This is a genomic window from Micromonospora sp. WMMD812 (assembly GCF_027497215.1).
GTDB lineage: Bacteria > Actinomycetota > Actinomycetes > Mycobacteriales > Micromonosporaceae > Micromonospora.
In genome coordinates this window covers 1954305-1967501 of record NZ_CP114904.1, presented here as the reverse complement: position 1 = coordinate 1967501, position 13197 = coordinate 1954305, and the positions used below count along the sequence as shown (strand labels likewise).

At 73.6% G+C, this 13197-nt stretch carries 12 protein-coding genes; 9 read left to right on the top strand and 3 right to left on the bottom strand.

The window, feature by feature from the left end; translation table 11 throughout:
* Positions 1-6: 6 nt before the first annotated feature.
* The 3 genes from O7603_RS08950 to O7603_RS08940 form a co-directional block, all read right to left on the bottom strand.
* Positions 7-687 carry a response regulator transcription factor gene (locus O7603_RS08950; RefSeq protein ID WP_281575226.1) on the bottom strand — a complete coding sequence of 227 codons (681 nt, stop codon included), beginning with the start codon at positions 685-687 and terminating at the stop codon, positions 7-9.
* 98 nt (positions 688-785) lie between these two features.
* Positions 786-1367, bottom strand: coding sequence for a hypothetical protein (locus O7603_RS08945; RefSeq protein ID WP_281575225.1), 582 nt, complete (start codon positions 1365-1367; stop codon positions 786-788).
* A gap of 127 nt (positions 1368-1494) precedes the next feature.
* Entirely contained in the window at positions 1495-2763 is a 1269-nt protein-coding gene (locus O7603_RS08940; protein ID WP_281575224.1) for an MFS transporter, read from the bottom strand.
* A gap of 73 nt (positions 2764-2836) precedes the next feature.
* On the opposite strand from O7603_RS08940, the gene O7603_RS08935 reads away from it, so the two are divergent.
* The 9 genes from O7603_RS08935 to O7603_RS08895 all read left to right on the top strand — a co-directional run bounded on the left by O7603_RS08935 (position 2837) and on the right by O7603_RS08895 (position 13151).
* Positions 2837-3820, top strand: a complete 984-nt coding sequence (locus O7603_RS08935; RefSeq protein WP_281575223.1) for a DUF5937 family protein — start codon at positions 2837-2839, stop codon at positions 3818-3820.
* Positions 3821-3954: 134 nt separating this feature from the next.
* Entirely contained in the window at positions 3955-5145 is a 1191-nt protein-coding gene (locus tag O7603_RS08930) for a snapalysin family zinc-dependent metalloprotease (RefSeq protein WP_281575222.1), read from the top strand.
* A 150-nt stretch (positions 5146-5295) separates the two neighbouring features.
* Positions 5296-5958 carry a hypothetical protein gene (locus O7603_RS08925; protein ID WP_281575221.1) on the top strand — a complete coding sequence of 221 codons (663 nt, stop codon included), beginning with the start codon at positions 5296-5298 and terminating at the stop codon, positions 5956-5958.
* A gap of 384 nt (positions 5959-6342) precedes the next feature.
* Entirely contained in the window at positions 6343-7446 is a 1104-nt protein-coding gene (locus O7603_RS08920) for a LacI family DNA-binding transcriptional regulator (RefSeq protein ID WP_281575220.1), read from the top strand.
* Entirely contained in the window at positions 7443-8378 is a 936-nt protein-coding gene (locus tag O7603_RS08915) for a sugar ABC transporter permease (RefSeq protein ID WP_281575219.1), read from the top strand. The genes O7603_RS08920 and O7603_RS08915 overlap by 4 nt, the downstream gene beginning before the upstream one ends.
* Before the next feature lie 55 nt (positions 8379-8433).
* Positions 8434-9273, top strand: a complete 840-nt coding sequence (locus tag O7603_RS08910; protein WP_281575218.1) for a carbohydrate ABC transporter permease — start codon at positions 8434-8436, stop codon at positions 9271-9273.
* A gap of 35 nt (positions 9274-9308) precedes the next feature.
* On the top strand, positions 9309-10601 hold the full coding sequence (locus O7603_RS08905; RefSeq protein WP_281575217.1) for a sugar ABC transporter substrate-binding protein: 1293 nt from the start codon (positions 9309-9311) through the stop codon (positions 10599-10601).
* Positions 10602-10605: 4 nt separating this feature from the next.
* Complete coding sequence (locus tag O7603_RS08900; protein ID WP_281575216.1) at positions 10606-11808, top strand: ADP-ribosylglycohydrolase family protein; 1203 nt, start codon at positions 10606-10608, stop codon at positions 11806-11808.
* Positions 11805-13151 carry an ADP-ribosylglycohydrolase family protein gene (locus tag O7603_RS08895; RefSeq protein ID WP_281575215.1) on the top strand — a complete coding sequence of 449 codons (1347 nt, stop codon included), beginning with the start codon at positions 11805-11807 and terminating at the stop codon, positions 13149-13151. The genes O7603_RS08900 and O7603_RS08895 overlap by 4 nt, the downstream gene beginning before the upstream one ends.
* Positions 13152-13197: the final 46 nt, after the last annotated feature.

The window sequence follows — 13197 nt, the reverse complement described above, 5'->3', positions numbered from 1 at the left end:
TCACGCTCACCCGGTCGACAGCTTGTAGCCCGCCCCACGGACGGTGCGGACCAGCCGCGGGTGGGCCGGGTCGTCCTCGATCTTCGCCCGCAGCCGCTGCACGGCCACGTCGACCAGGCGGGAGTCGCCGAGGTAGCTGTGGCTCCACACCCGGTCGAGCAGGAGTTCGCGGGTGAAGACCTGGCCGGGCCGGCGGGCCAGCTCGAGCAGCAGGCGGAACTCGGTGGCGGTCAGCGGCAGCTCCCGGCCGGCCCGGCGGGCCACGAAGCTGCCCGGGTCGATCTCCAGGTCGCCGACGCTGAGGACGGTCCGCTCGGCCGGCGCGGTGGCCCGCCGCAGCACCGCCCGGACGCGGGCCACCAGCTCGGGCAGGTCGAACGGCTTGCGCAGGTAGTCGTCGGCGCCGCACTCCAGACCGACGACCACGTCGATGGTGTCGGTGCGGGCGGTGAGCATGAGGATCGGCACCTGGCTGCTGCGGCGCACCTCCCGGCAGACCTCGAGACCGTCCAGCCCGGGCAGCATGACGTCCAGCACGATGAGGTCCACCGGCTGGGCCCGCCAGACCGTGAGCGCCTCCCGGCCGTCGACGGCGGTGCTGACCCGGAACCCGGCCCGGCGCAGTCCGAGGGCGGTGACCTCCCTGATGGAGGCATCGTCCTCGACCACCAGCACGCGGCCGTCCATGACGCCATCAGCGTAGCCCCGGGCGACGCCGGGCAGTCCTGGCGCAACGGACGGTGACGAGGACCCGGCCGGTGCCGGGCCCTCGTCCGCGCGGAGGTTCACTGCTGCCACTGGTGCGCCACGTCCAGCACGATCCGGCTGTGCGTGCCGGGGCCGGCGAGGACGAACACCCGGAACGGCAGCCGCGCCCGCACCCCGACGGCGAAGGTGCTGTAGCCCTCGAAGCTGCCGCCGAACACCACGTCCCGCAGGGTCTGGTAGCGCAGCACGGTGGCCGCGTGCTCGCCGACCCGCCACGGCACGGTGGCCGCGTGCGCCGCGTCGTACGCCGGGGCCTGCAGGGAGACCCGCAGCAGCGCGCCTCCCGCGGTGTACGGCGACAGCGCCAGCCCCTCACCCTCGGTCCACGTCTCGCCGTAGGCGACCGTGTAGCCGCTCACCGGCCCGGCGAACTCGAACACCACCCGGTCGTAGCACTCGTGCCGGCCGGTGCGTACCTCGGTCAGCGGGTGACTGCTCAGCGTGCCGGCCGCCTTCTCCCCGCTGCCCCAGGTGATCCCGCAGTACGACGCCCCGGTGGCCGCCGCCCGGCTGGTGGTGGCCGCCGTGCCGGTGCCCGTGCCGGCCACCAGACCGGCGAGCAGGACGGCCAGCACCGTCAGCGTGCTCCTGATCCTCATCGTCGTCTCCCCTGCATCCGTTTCCGCTGTGGCCCGGCCTCCTTGCCGGTGACGTCGGCTCCACGGTGGAGACTCCGCACGGCAGCGGCTTCGCCGTGCCGTAACGCCCGCGTAACAGCGCGCGCGGTCAGGTAGCGTCAGCCGTCGGCGGTCGGTGTAGGGCCCGCAGCGGCGAACAGAGGACCGGCAGCCAGGTCAGTCCGTTGGCGACCGCGCCGACCAGCAGCGAGGTGCGCACGTCGACGTACTGCGCCAGCAGCCCGGCGATCGCGGCGCCCACGGTGAGCGCCCCGGTGAGCAGGAAGCGGAAGGTCGCGTTCATCCGCCCGAGCAGCGCGTCGGGGGTGACGCTCTGCCGCAGGCTCACCCCGATGACGTTGCCGATGCCGGTCCGCCAGGCCAGCGCGAGCCATCCGACGCCGGCCAACCACACCATCGGGCCGGTCCCGATGAGTGCGACGAGCAGGCCGAGCGGTGCGACGAGCAGACCGGGCAGCCAGAGCGCGCGGCCGTGGCCGATCCGCCGCGCGATCGGCCGGGCGGTCACCGCTCCGAGCAGCGCGCCGATCCCGCCGACGGCGAGGAACAGCCCGAGGACGGCCGGGCCGAGGCCCAGCTCACGCAGGAAGACGACGGGCAGCATCGTGGTGGTCAGCTGCATGGTCAGGTTGATGCTCGCGGTCGAAACGGCGAGCGGACGCAGCAGCGGGTTGCCGAGCACGTGCCGCACGCCGGCGCCGAGCTGCCGCCCGAACCCGCCGTGCCGCCGCGTCGCCACCGTTCGGGGCGGCGCGGGGATCCGGCGGAGGACGGCCGCGGCGACCGCGAAGCCGACCGCGTCCACCACGACCGCAACCGGCGCGGTGAGCGCCTGCACCGCCAGACCGCCGAGCCCGCGCCCGGCGATCTGCAGCGTTCCGCTCGTGGTCATCAGCAGCGAGTTCGCCGCCACCAGCCGGTCCCGGCCGACCAGCTCCGGCAGGACGCTCTGCGCCGCCACGTCGGCGAAGACGGTGCCGACACCGGTCAGCAGCACCACGACGTAGAGCTGGTGGATGGTCAGCCAGCCCGCCCACCAGGCCACCGGCACCGAGGCGACCAGCGCCGCGCGCAGCAGGTCCGCAGTGACCAGCACGGCGCGGCGGGGCCAGCGGTCGACCCACACCCCGGCCGGCAGGCCGATCACCAGGAACGCGGCGGTGCTCAGCGCGCCGAGCAGCCCGACCTGACCGGGGCTGGCGGAGAGCAGGGACACGGCGAGCACCGGCACGGCCAGGTGGCTGACGTGGAAGCCGACGTCGTGGACGACCGTCGCGGTGTAGAGCAGCCGGAAGGGACGCGGCCAGCGGCCGACCGGACGGCGGCCGACGGCCGCCGTCGTGAAAGCGGTGGTCATGCGGCCCACCGTGCTGCCACCGTGGGCCGGCGGGCGATAGATTTGGCACTCGTCAAATCCAACGGAGGCGCCGATGATGCTGGTCGGGCTGGACGCGCGGGACCTGGCGACCACGCGATTTGCGGTGTCGCCGCTGTGGGAGGCGGTCGGCAGCGCTCGGATCCTGACGCGGCCCCAGTGGTTCCCGGAGCACCTGCCCTGGGTCGAGCGGGCCCGGCCGCGCCTGGCGACGGTCGACTGGCGACTCCTGGTCGACCTGGTGTCGACGTCCACCGGCGTCATCCCGGGCTTCGTGTGCCCGCCACCGTCCACCTCGCAGCCGACGCTCGACGTCGAGCTGGCCACCCTCGCCGCCACGCCGGCCGAGGCCGTCCGGGCCGAGCTGGACGGCGTGCCCGGGCCGCGGCCGCCCCGGCTGGCCGAGCTGTACGCCGACCCGACGGCCGGCCTGCGGCGACTGGCGGACGTCGTCCGGGCGTACGCCGACGCCGCCATCGGGCCGTACTGGCCGAGGATGCGCACCCTGCTGGAGCGGGAGGTGCTGCTCGGGGCACGGCGGATGGCCTCCGACGGGGTGGACGGCCTGCTCAACCACCTCGACCCGTACGTCCGGCTCGACGGCGACACCCTGCACGTGGAGCACCTGGTGTGCTCCGGCGCGGTCCGGCTGGACGGACGAGGGCTGCTGCTCGTCCCGTCGGTCTTCTGCGGCCCGCGCGTCTGGTCGAACTTCGGCTCGCCGGGCCAGCCGGTGCTGCGCTACCCGGCCCGCGCGGTGGCCACGCTCTGGGAGCGGGACCCGTCGCCGCCGGGCCGTGGGCTGGCCCGGGTCTTGGGGCGGACCCGGGCGGCGCTGCTGCACGAGCTGGCCGTGCCCACCTCGACCACGGAGCTGGCCGAGCGCTGCCGGCTGACCGCGGGGACGGTGTCCGCGCATCTCGGGGCGCTGCGGGACGCCGGTCTGGTCGGCACCCACCGGACCGGTCGCTTCGTGCTCTACGCCCGGACGACGGCGGCGGAGGCGTTGCTCGCCGCGACCGGCGCCGGCGCCCGCTGACGACACGGCGCTGACGCCTACTGACGACACACGATATGACGTATCCGCTATGTCGCATATCGACGGACGACGATTAACATTCACGCATGTCAATGGGTGGCGGCACGGCCGCCCGGGAACCAGAGGAGTGCGTGATGTTCCGACGACACCTACTGCGTACGGCGCTGGCCGTGCTGGTGGCGATCCTGGCCGCGGCCGGGACGCAGGTCGCCACCGGCACGGCCGCCTCCGCGGTCCGGACCCTCTACTACGACGCGAGCCGGACCGGTGAGTTCCGCACCAACTTCGACCAGGCCGCGCAGATCTGGAACAGCCGGGTCAGCACCGTCCGGCTCCTGCCGGGCACCCCGGCCAGCGTCACCATCTACGTCGACGACGGCTGGCCGCGGGCGCAGCCGACCGGGCTCGGCTCCGGCCGGATCTGGATGGGGCGCACCGCCGTCAACCAGGGGTATCACCGGACGCGGATCGCCGCCCACGAGTTCGGCCACATCCTGGGCCTGCCGGACCGCCGCACCGGGCTCTGCTCGGACCTCATGTCCGGCAGCAGCGCCCCGGTGTCCTGCACCAACGCGTACCCCAGCTCGGCCGAGGCGACCCGAGTGAACTCCCTGTTCGCCGGTACCCTGGCCGCGCCCGCCGCCGGGCGGACGTACACGTGGACCGGCGCCGACGCCGACGACGTGACGCCGCTGGTGGTCGGCGGCCGCCCGGCCACCGAGAACTACCCGTTCCTGGTCTACCTCTCCGGCTGCACCGGATCGCTGATCAAGGCCAACTGGGCGGTCACCGCGCGGCACTGCCCGACCCCCTCGTCGGTGCGGGTGGGCAGCATCTACCGCAACAGCGGCGGCACGGTGGTCGGGGTGGTCCGCGGGGTCAACCACCCGAGCACCGACGTGAAGCTGCTGCAACTGTCGAGCTCGGTGAGCCAGGCGCCAGCGCCGATCCCGAGCACCTCCGGGGCGGTGGGCACGGCGACCCGGATCATCGGCTGGGGCCAGACCTGCGCTCCCCGGGGCTGCGGGCCCGCCCCGACCGTCGCCTACGAACTGGACACCTCGATCGTGTCGGACAGCCGCTGCGCGGGCATCAACGGGCCGTACGAGATCTGCACCAACAACACGAACGGCAACTCCGGCGCCTGCTACGGCGACTCCGGCGGCCCGCAGGTGCGGCGGGTCAACGGGGTGTGGAACCTCATCGGCGCGACCAGTCGGGCCGGCAACAACAACCCGACCTGCGCCACCGCGCCGTCCATCTACGGCGACCTGCCGTCGATCCGGTCGTGGATCAACAGCCAGGTCGGCGGCCTGCCGTCCTGATCGGACGAACGGGCCGGCGCCGGAGCGGGAGATGCGCCGGCATCCCGCTCCGGCGTCGGCCGGTGTCGTGTCTCCTCGCGGGGGGTCATCCGCAGGACACCGTCGGTACGGTACGGTGCCTCACATATCGACCCCTGCAGAGGTGACCCCATGCCTGCCGTGGCCGCGCTCGCCCTGACCCTCGCGTTGGCTCCCGCGCCGTCGCCGTCCACCGCGCCGTCGCCGTCCCAGGGCGTCGTCGGCGGGCTGCTCGGCGGCGTCGGTGACCTGGTCGACGGCCTGCTCGGCGGTGGGGGTGACGGTACGCCGAGCGCCACCCCGAGCGCGTCACCGACGCAGTCCGGCGGGCCGACGGGCGCGCCGGCGCCCGCCCCGGTCCCCGGCAAGCCGTCCGTCGCGCCGTCGAGCGCCGCGCCGCCCCGCTCGCCGGCCCGGCTCGGCTCCGGCGGCGGCGCCGACGACCCGGTGGTGGGGGTGCCCCTGGCGCCGCAGCCGGCCGACCGGAACGACGCTCCGGTCGCTCCGGAGGGGATGGCCGCGCCGGTGCCCGACGACGATGACGAGCTGTTCCGCTGGGCCGTCCTGTTGCTCGCCGTCGGCGTCCTGGCCGTCCCGCTGGTGCTGCTCGTTCGTCAGCGCCGGGAGCCCCGCCCCGCGGCGCCCGTGGCGTCGTCCGCGGGCGGCCCGCTGCCGCCGACGGGGCTAGACGTGACCGGCGACAACGTGACCCGGCTGCCCACCAACCTCAACGCGATCTACGAGCTGGGCCGCCTGGACGAGCGGCTCGCCCAGGAGCGCGAGCGCCACTCCTGAGGCCGAGGTCGCGCACGGGCTCGATCTCGCACGGGCTCGATCTCGCACGGCCGCCGACCTGGGCGAGCCGCCGTCCAGCCCGCGTATGGATGCGCCTCCGGTCGCCTGGCCGCCCGCCGCGTGGCGAGCGCGGCGCCGCCCACCACTCACGGTGACGGCGCCGACGGTTCAGCCCGTGGAGAGCGATATGACGCAGAGGCATATTTATGCCTCAGAGTCATAACGCTCATCCGGTAGTCGCCTCTCCGGCGTGCGGCAGCACCGTCGCAGCCCGGCCCGGCGCGCCGGCGTTGGAAACGTTTTCGTAACGAGCCCTTGACCTCTCCGTCGATCGCGGCGCAGACTCCCGGAAACGTTTACAACGATCGGGTGGAGGTGCCGGGCGTGGGCCGTAAACGTTTACAGGAGTCAGCCGACGGGCGACCGACGGTGCACACCGTCGCCGCGCGCGCCGGCGTCTCCATCGCGTCCGCCTCGCGGGTGCTCAACGGCGTCGGCGGCAGCCCGGAGACCATCCGCAAGGTGCGCGCCGCGGCGGCCGAGGTGGGCTACGTGCCGAACGCGATCGCCCGATCCCTCCAGTCGCAGCGCACCGGCCTGGTCGCGCTCGCCGTGGAGGACATCGGCAACCCGGTCTACGTGCAGATGATGCGGGCCATCGAGGCGGTGGTGGCGTCCTCCGGGCGGCAGCTGCTGGTGCACGCCACCGGCGGGCGGATCGACAACGAGACGGCCCTGCTGCGCCGGCTCGCCAACCGGTACGTGGACGGGATGATCGTCTCGCCGATCCGGGTCACCGGCGACCACCTGGCCGCGCTGGTGGACAGCCCGGTGCCGGTGGTGGTGGTCGGCCAGCTCGGCGCGGACGCCCCGGTGGACAACGTCCGGACCGACTCCCGGCACGGCGTCTCGCTGGCCGTCGACCACCTGGTGGCCGCCGGCCGCCGCCGGATCGGCTTCGTCAACGGCCCGCTCGACACCGTCCCGGGCGCCGCCCGTGACGCCGGGTTCCGGGCCGCCGTCGCCGGCCACGGCATCGACCTCGACGAGAACCTGGTCGAGGTCGGCGACTTCCAGTACGCGGCCGGCCGGGCCGCCACCGAGCGGCTGCTCGCCCGCACCGACCCGGACGCCCTGGTCTGCGCCAACGACCTGATCGCGGTCGGCGCGCTGCACGCCCTGCTGGCCGCCGGGCGTCGGGTGCCCGAGGACGTCGCCCTGGTCGGCATGGACGACACCGACCTCGCCCGGATGATGTTCCCCCAGCTCTCCAGTGTCTCGCTCGGCTCGGCCGAACGCGGTCGCCGGGCCGCCGAACTGCTCCTGCAGCGCATCGCCGACCCGAGCCTGCCGCCGCGCCGCGAGCAGGTAGCACCGCACCTCGTCGTCCGCGCCTCCAGCGGAGCGACAGTGCCGGCCCCCCGGCCGGCCACCGACCCGGGTGCCCAGGCGCCCTCCCACCCGTCCAGCGAAGGGGCGACGCCATGACCACGCTGGCCGAGCGGCCGGACGTCGAGCGGGCCGGGAAGTCCCGCCGGCCGACCCGGTTCCGGTCCGACCGGACCACCATCTACCTGCTGCTGCTGCCCTCGCTGCTGCCGATCCTCGTGCTGTCGGTCTTTCCGCTGCTGCGCGGCATCTACCTCGGTTTCACCGACGCCCGCGCCGGTCGTAACGTCGAGATCAGCTTCACCGGCCTGCAGAACTACAAGGAACTCCTCGGCGACGAGCTGTTCTGGAACTCGTTCAAGATCGGTCTGGTCTGGGCGCTCGGGGTGACCGTGCTCCAGTTCGTGCTCGCCCTGGGGCTGGCCCTGCTGCTCAACCAGCAGCTGCGGTTCCGGGGCGTCGCCCGGGTGCTGGCCGTCGTGCCGTGGGCGATGCCGCCGGTCGTGGTCGGCATCCTGTGGAAGCTCGTCTACCACCCGGACGCCGGCCTGCTCAACGAGTTCTTCCACCGGATCGGCGCCGACGGGCTGCGTACGAACTGGCTGGGCGACTTCAGCACCGCGCTGCCCGCCGTGATCATCGTCGGCGTCTGGGCCGGCATGCCCCAGACCACGGTGGTGCTGCTGGCCGGCCTGCAGGGCGTGGCCCGGGAACTGCACGAGGCGGCGGCGGTGGACGGAGCCAGCACCTGGCACCGGTTCCGGCACGTCACGCTGCCGGCGCTGGCCCCGGTGATCGTGGCCATCACGTCGCTCGACTTCATCTGGAACTTCAACTCGTTCGGACTGGTCTACGTGCTGACCGCCGGCGGACCGGGCGGCAAGACCATGCTGCCGATGCTCTTCGCGTACGAGGAGGCGTTCCGCTACGGCAACTACGGCTACGCCGCCGCGCTCGGCAACGTGATGGTCGTGATCATCGTCGCGCTGCTCGCCGTCTATCTCCGCCGTCGGCTGAGGGAGGCCAACTGATGTTCGGTGCGAGGACTGAGCTTGCGAGCCCCGCAGTCCGGAACGGAGGGCAGTGATGTTCGGAAAGCCGAGCCGCGCGGGCCGGACGCTGCAGTACGTCGCCCTCGCCGGCTACCTGATCTTCCTCGGGTTCCCGCTGGTCTGGCTGGTCTCGACGGCGTTCAAGCCGCCCCGCGAGCTGGTCCAGCTGCACCCGACGCTGATTCCCAGCAACCCGACCGTGCAGAACTTCGTGCAGGCGTTCACCGAGCAGGAGCTGGGCCGGGCCGCGTGGAACAGCCTCCAGGTCTCGCTCGCCTCGGCGGTGCTGACCGTCCTGGTGGCGATGCCCGCGTCGTACGCGCTGGCCCGGTTCCGCTCGAAGCTCGGCACCGCGGCGCTGGGTTGGGTGCTGCTCTCCCAACTCTTCCCGTTCGTGCTGCTGATCATCCCGATCTTCCTGGTGCTGCGGCAGGTCGGCCTGGCCAACACCCACGCCGGACTGGTGCTGATCTACGTGGTCTGGGCGCTGCCGTTCGCGCTCTGGATGCTCCAGGGCTTCGTCCGCAACATCCCGCGGGAGTTGGAGGAGGCCGCCTCGGTGGACGGCGCGACCCGGGTGCAGATCCTGCGCCGGGTGGTCTTCCCGCTGCTCGCCCCCGGCCTGGTGGCGACCGCGCTGTTCTCGTTCATCTCGGCCTGGAACGAGTTCTTCTTCGCCCTGGTGCTGATCAAGACGCCCGAGCTGGCGACCCTCCCGGTCGCGCTGGCCCGGTTCGTCGGCATCGAGGGCACCGCCCGCCTGGGCCCGCTCGCGGCCGGCTCGCTGCTGGCCACGCTGCCCAGCCTGATCTTCTTCGCGTTCATGCAACGCCGGCTCTCGTCCGGGTCGCTCGCCGGCGCGGTCAAGGGCTGAACCGTCCCCCCACCACCACCAAGGAGGAATCCCCCATGCTCCGTACCCGATTCCGTCGACTCGCCGCGGCCGCCGCGGTAGCGGTCGTCGGCCTCGGCGCGCTCGCCGCCTGCGGTGACGGCGGCGGCGACGAGGCCACGTCCGGCCCGGTCAAGCTGCGCTTCCTCAGCCTCGCCTGGCAGAAGGAGTCGCTGCAGGCCAACAAGGACCTGGTCGCCAAATGGAACGCCGAGCACCCGGACATCCAGGTCGAGTACGTCCAGGGTGACTGGAACTCGGTGCACGACCAGCTGCTGACCTCGTTCGAGGGCGGCGACGCGCCGGACATCGTGCACTACGAGGCCTCGGCCATCGGCGAGTTCAGCAAGCAGGGCTACCTGGCCGACCTCTCCGGGCTGATCTCCGGCGACCTGAAGGGCCAGATCGACCAGGGCGTCTGGGACACCGCCACGTACGACGGCAAGGTCACCGGCGTGCCGTTCCTGCTGGAGTCGCAGGTCGTCATCGCCAACAAGAAGCTGCTCGACGCCGCCGGCGTCGCGGTGCCGCCGGCCGACGGCGGCTGGACCTGGGACGAGTTCCAGGCCAACGCGCAGAAGCTCACCAAGCCGGGCCAGTACGGCGTGGCCTGGGCGCTGAAGTCCCCGACCAACCGGGTGCTGAACCTGGCGCTCAACTACGACGGCAAGTTCTTCTACACCGACGGCGGCCGCACCGAGGTCAAGGTCGGTGACGCGGAGAAGGAGATCCCGAAGCGGATCCACGACATGATCTACACGTCGAAGTCCGCCACCCCGGAGGCGCTCGGCATGAGCGGCGCGGACACCCTGCCCGGCTTCTTCGGCGGCAAGTACGCGATGCTGCCCGGCTCGGTGTCGCTGCGTCAGCAGATGGTCGAGCAGGCGCCGGCCGGCTTCGAGTGGGTCACCCTGCCGCCGGTCAAGGGTCTCTCCGCCAAGCAGGCGGCGAACCCGCAGACGCTGTCCATCTCCGAGGAGTCCAAGCACAAGAAGCAGGCCGCGCAGTTCCTCGAGTACTTCCTCAACCCCACGAACATGGCCGCGCTGGCCAAGGGTGACTGGCTCGTGCCGACCGGCAAGCAGGCCAACGAGGAGCTGGTCAAGCTCACCGGCGGCAAGCAGGGCTGGGACGTCGCCGCGGACAGCGCCGCCGACCTGACCGTCGCCCCGTTCCAGATGGCCGACGGCTACCCGGAGTGGAAGACCAAGTACGCCACCCCGGCCCTCCAGCAGTACTTCGCCAACAAGATCACCCTGGACCAGCTCGGCACGCAGCTGGTCGACGGTGGCAAGCAGGTTCTGAGGTAGAACAATGTCACTCTTGCTCGACACTTCGGTCGGCTGCCTGGTCGGCGCCGCGGTGGGGGACGCCCTCGGGGGCGCCACCGAGACGGCGCTGCCGGAGCAGATCCGCGCCCGGTTCGGCGGCTGGGTCGAGGGCATCGTGCCCCCGTACCACGCCGACTGGGCCACCGCTCGGCCACTCGCGCCGTACCACAAGGGCGACGGGCACATCACCGACGACACGCTGATGACCCACGCCCTGGTCCGCGCCTACGCGGCCAAGCGGGACCACCTCGACGCGTACGACGTGGTGGAGCTGCTGGTCCCCGATCTGATCGAGCGGGTGGTCTACATCCCCGACCTGGAGCGGGAGGGGGTGACCTTCCACCGGCTCGCGGCCGCCGAGCGGTGGCTGGTCACCCGCCTGCACCACGCCCACGCGGACCCGCGTGAGGCCGGGGTGGGCAACATCGTCAATTGTGGTGCGGCCATGTACATGGCCCCGGTCGGCATCGTCAACGCGGGCGACCCGGCCGGGGCGTACGCCGAGGCGGTGGAGATCGCCGGGGCGCACCAGCACAGCTACGGGCGCGAGGCCGCGGCGGTGTTCGCCGCCGCGGTCGCCGCGGCCGCCACCCCCGGGGCGGGCGTCGAGGACGTCGTCACCGCGGCCCTGGACCTGGCCCGCGACGGCACCCGGGCGGCCATCGACGCGGTCGTCAAGGAGGCCCGGGGGCACCACGACTGGAAGGCCGCGATCCCCGCGCTGCGGGCCGCGGTCGCCCCCTACGACACGGTGGGGGAGGAGTACCGCAGCCCCGGCCTCGGCGCCCGACGGCCGAGCCGGCTGCACGCCATCGAGGAGCTGCCGGTGGCGATCGGCATGCTCGTGGTCGCCGGCGGCGAGTTCCGCCCGGCGGTGCTCGGCTCGGTGAACTACGGCCGGGACGCCGACTCCACCGCCACCATGGCCGGCGCGATCGCCGGAGCGCTCGGCGGCGCCGCGGCGGTGCCGGCCGAGTGGTCCGACGTGGTCGCGTCCGCGTCCCGCACCGACCTGGTGGAGCCCGCCCGTGTCCTCGCGACGGTGGCCACCGAGGTCTTCGAGCGGGACCGGGCCCGGTTCACCCGACGCTCGGAGCGCTTCGCCGGTCTGGCCGACGGCCCGGTGCCCGACCCGCGCCGACCCGCCACGGACGGCGCGGCGCGGGACGAGGAGCCGACCCGGTGAGGATCACCTGGGTCCAGCCGGAGGACCTGCTGCCGCACGAACTGGCGGCGAGCCGGGACGAGGGCCGCGACGTGGCCGCACTCGCGCAGCGGTGGACGGCGGCTGGCGGGGACCTCACCCCGCCGGTCAGCGGGGCGTCGCCGACTCCGGCGGCGCCGGAGCTGCGGGCGCTCGCCGCCGAGCTGCTCGACGCGGCGGACGCCCTGCCCGCCGTGCGGGCCGACGACGAGCCGGACGACCTGGCCGCGCTGCGGGCCACCTGGCCGGCGGCCTGGTCGCTGCCGACCGAGGTGTCGTACGACCGGCTGCACGGCGCGTGGCTCGGCCGGGCGGCCGGCTGCCTGCTCGGCAAGCCGGTGGAGAAGATCCCCCGGGAGGGGATCCGCGAGATCCTCGACGCGACCGGCCGCTGGCCGCTGCGCGACTGGTTCACCGCCAAGGGGCTGCCGGCCGAGGTCGCCGCCCGCTGGCCGTGGAACCGGCGCAGCGCGCCGACCAGCCTCGCCGAGAACATCGACGGCATGCCCGAGGACGACGACCTGAACTACGCGCTGCTCGCGCTGCGCGTCCTCGAGACGCGCGGGCGGGACTTCACCAGCGCCGACGTCGCGCAGGCCTGGCTGGACTGGCTGCCCGGCGGACGCGTCTTCACCGCGGAGCGGGTGGCGTACCGGAACCTGCTGCTCGGGCTCGCGCCGCCGGAGAGCGCCCGGCGGCACAACCCGTTCCGCGAGTGGATCGGCGCGCAGATCCGCACCGACGTGTACGGCTGGGTCAACCCCGGCCGGCCGGACCGGGCCGCCGAGCTGGCCTGGCGGGACGCCACGGTCAGCCACGTCCGGGGCGGGGTGCACGGTGCGCTCTGGGCCGCCGCCCTCGCCGCCGCCGCGCCGGTCGCCGGCGACGTGGACGAGGTGCTGGACGCGGCCGAGGCGGTGCTGCCGCCGCGCAGCCGGTTCGAGGCGACGGTCCGCGAGGCCCGTGCCCTCGGCGCCGGCGCCGACGACTGGGAGCGGGTGGTCGACGAGCTGTACGCCCGGCACGGGCACCTGCACTGGGTGCACGTCCGCAACAACGCCGCGCTGGTGGCCGCCGCGCTGGCGTACGGGCGGGGCGACCTGGAGCGGTCCATCACCGCGGTCGTCAGCGGGGGATGGGACACCGACTCGACCGGGGCCACCGTGGGCGCGGTCGCCGGCGCGCTCGCCGGCGCGGAGGCGCTGCCCGCCCGCTGGGTCGCCCCGCTACGCAACCGGCTGGCCAGCAGCATCGCCGGCTTCGACGGGATCGGCTTCGACGAGCTGGCCGAGCGCACCCGGGTGTTGGCCGGAGCCGCGTCGTGAGCGGGATGTCGGTCGACGCGTTGGCGCGGCTCGGAAGGGGATACGG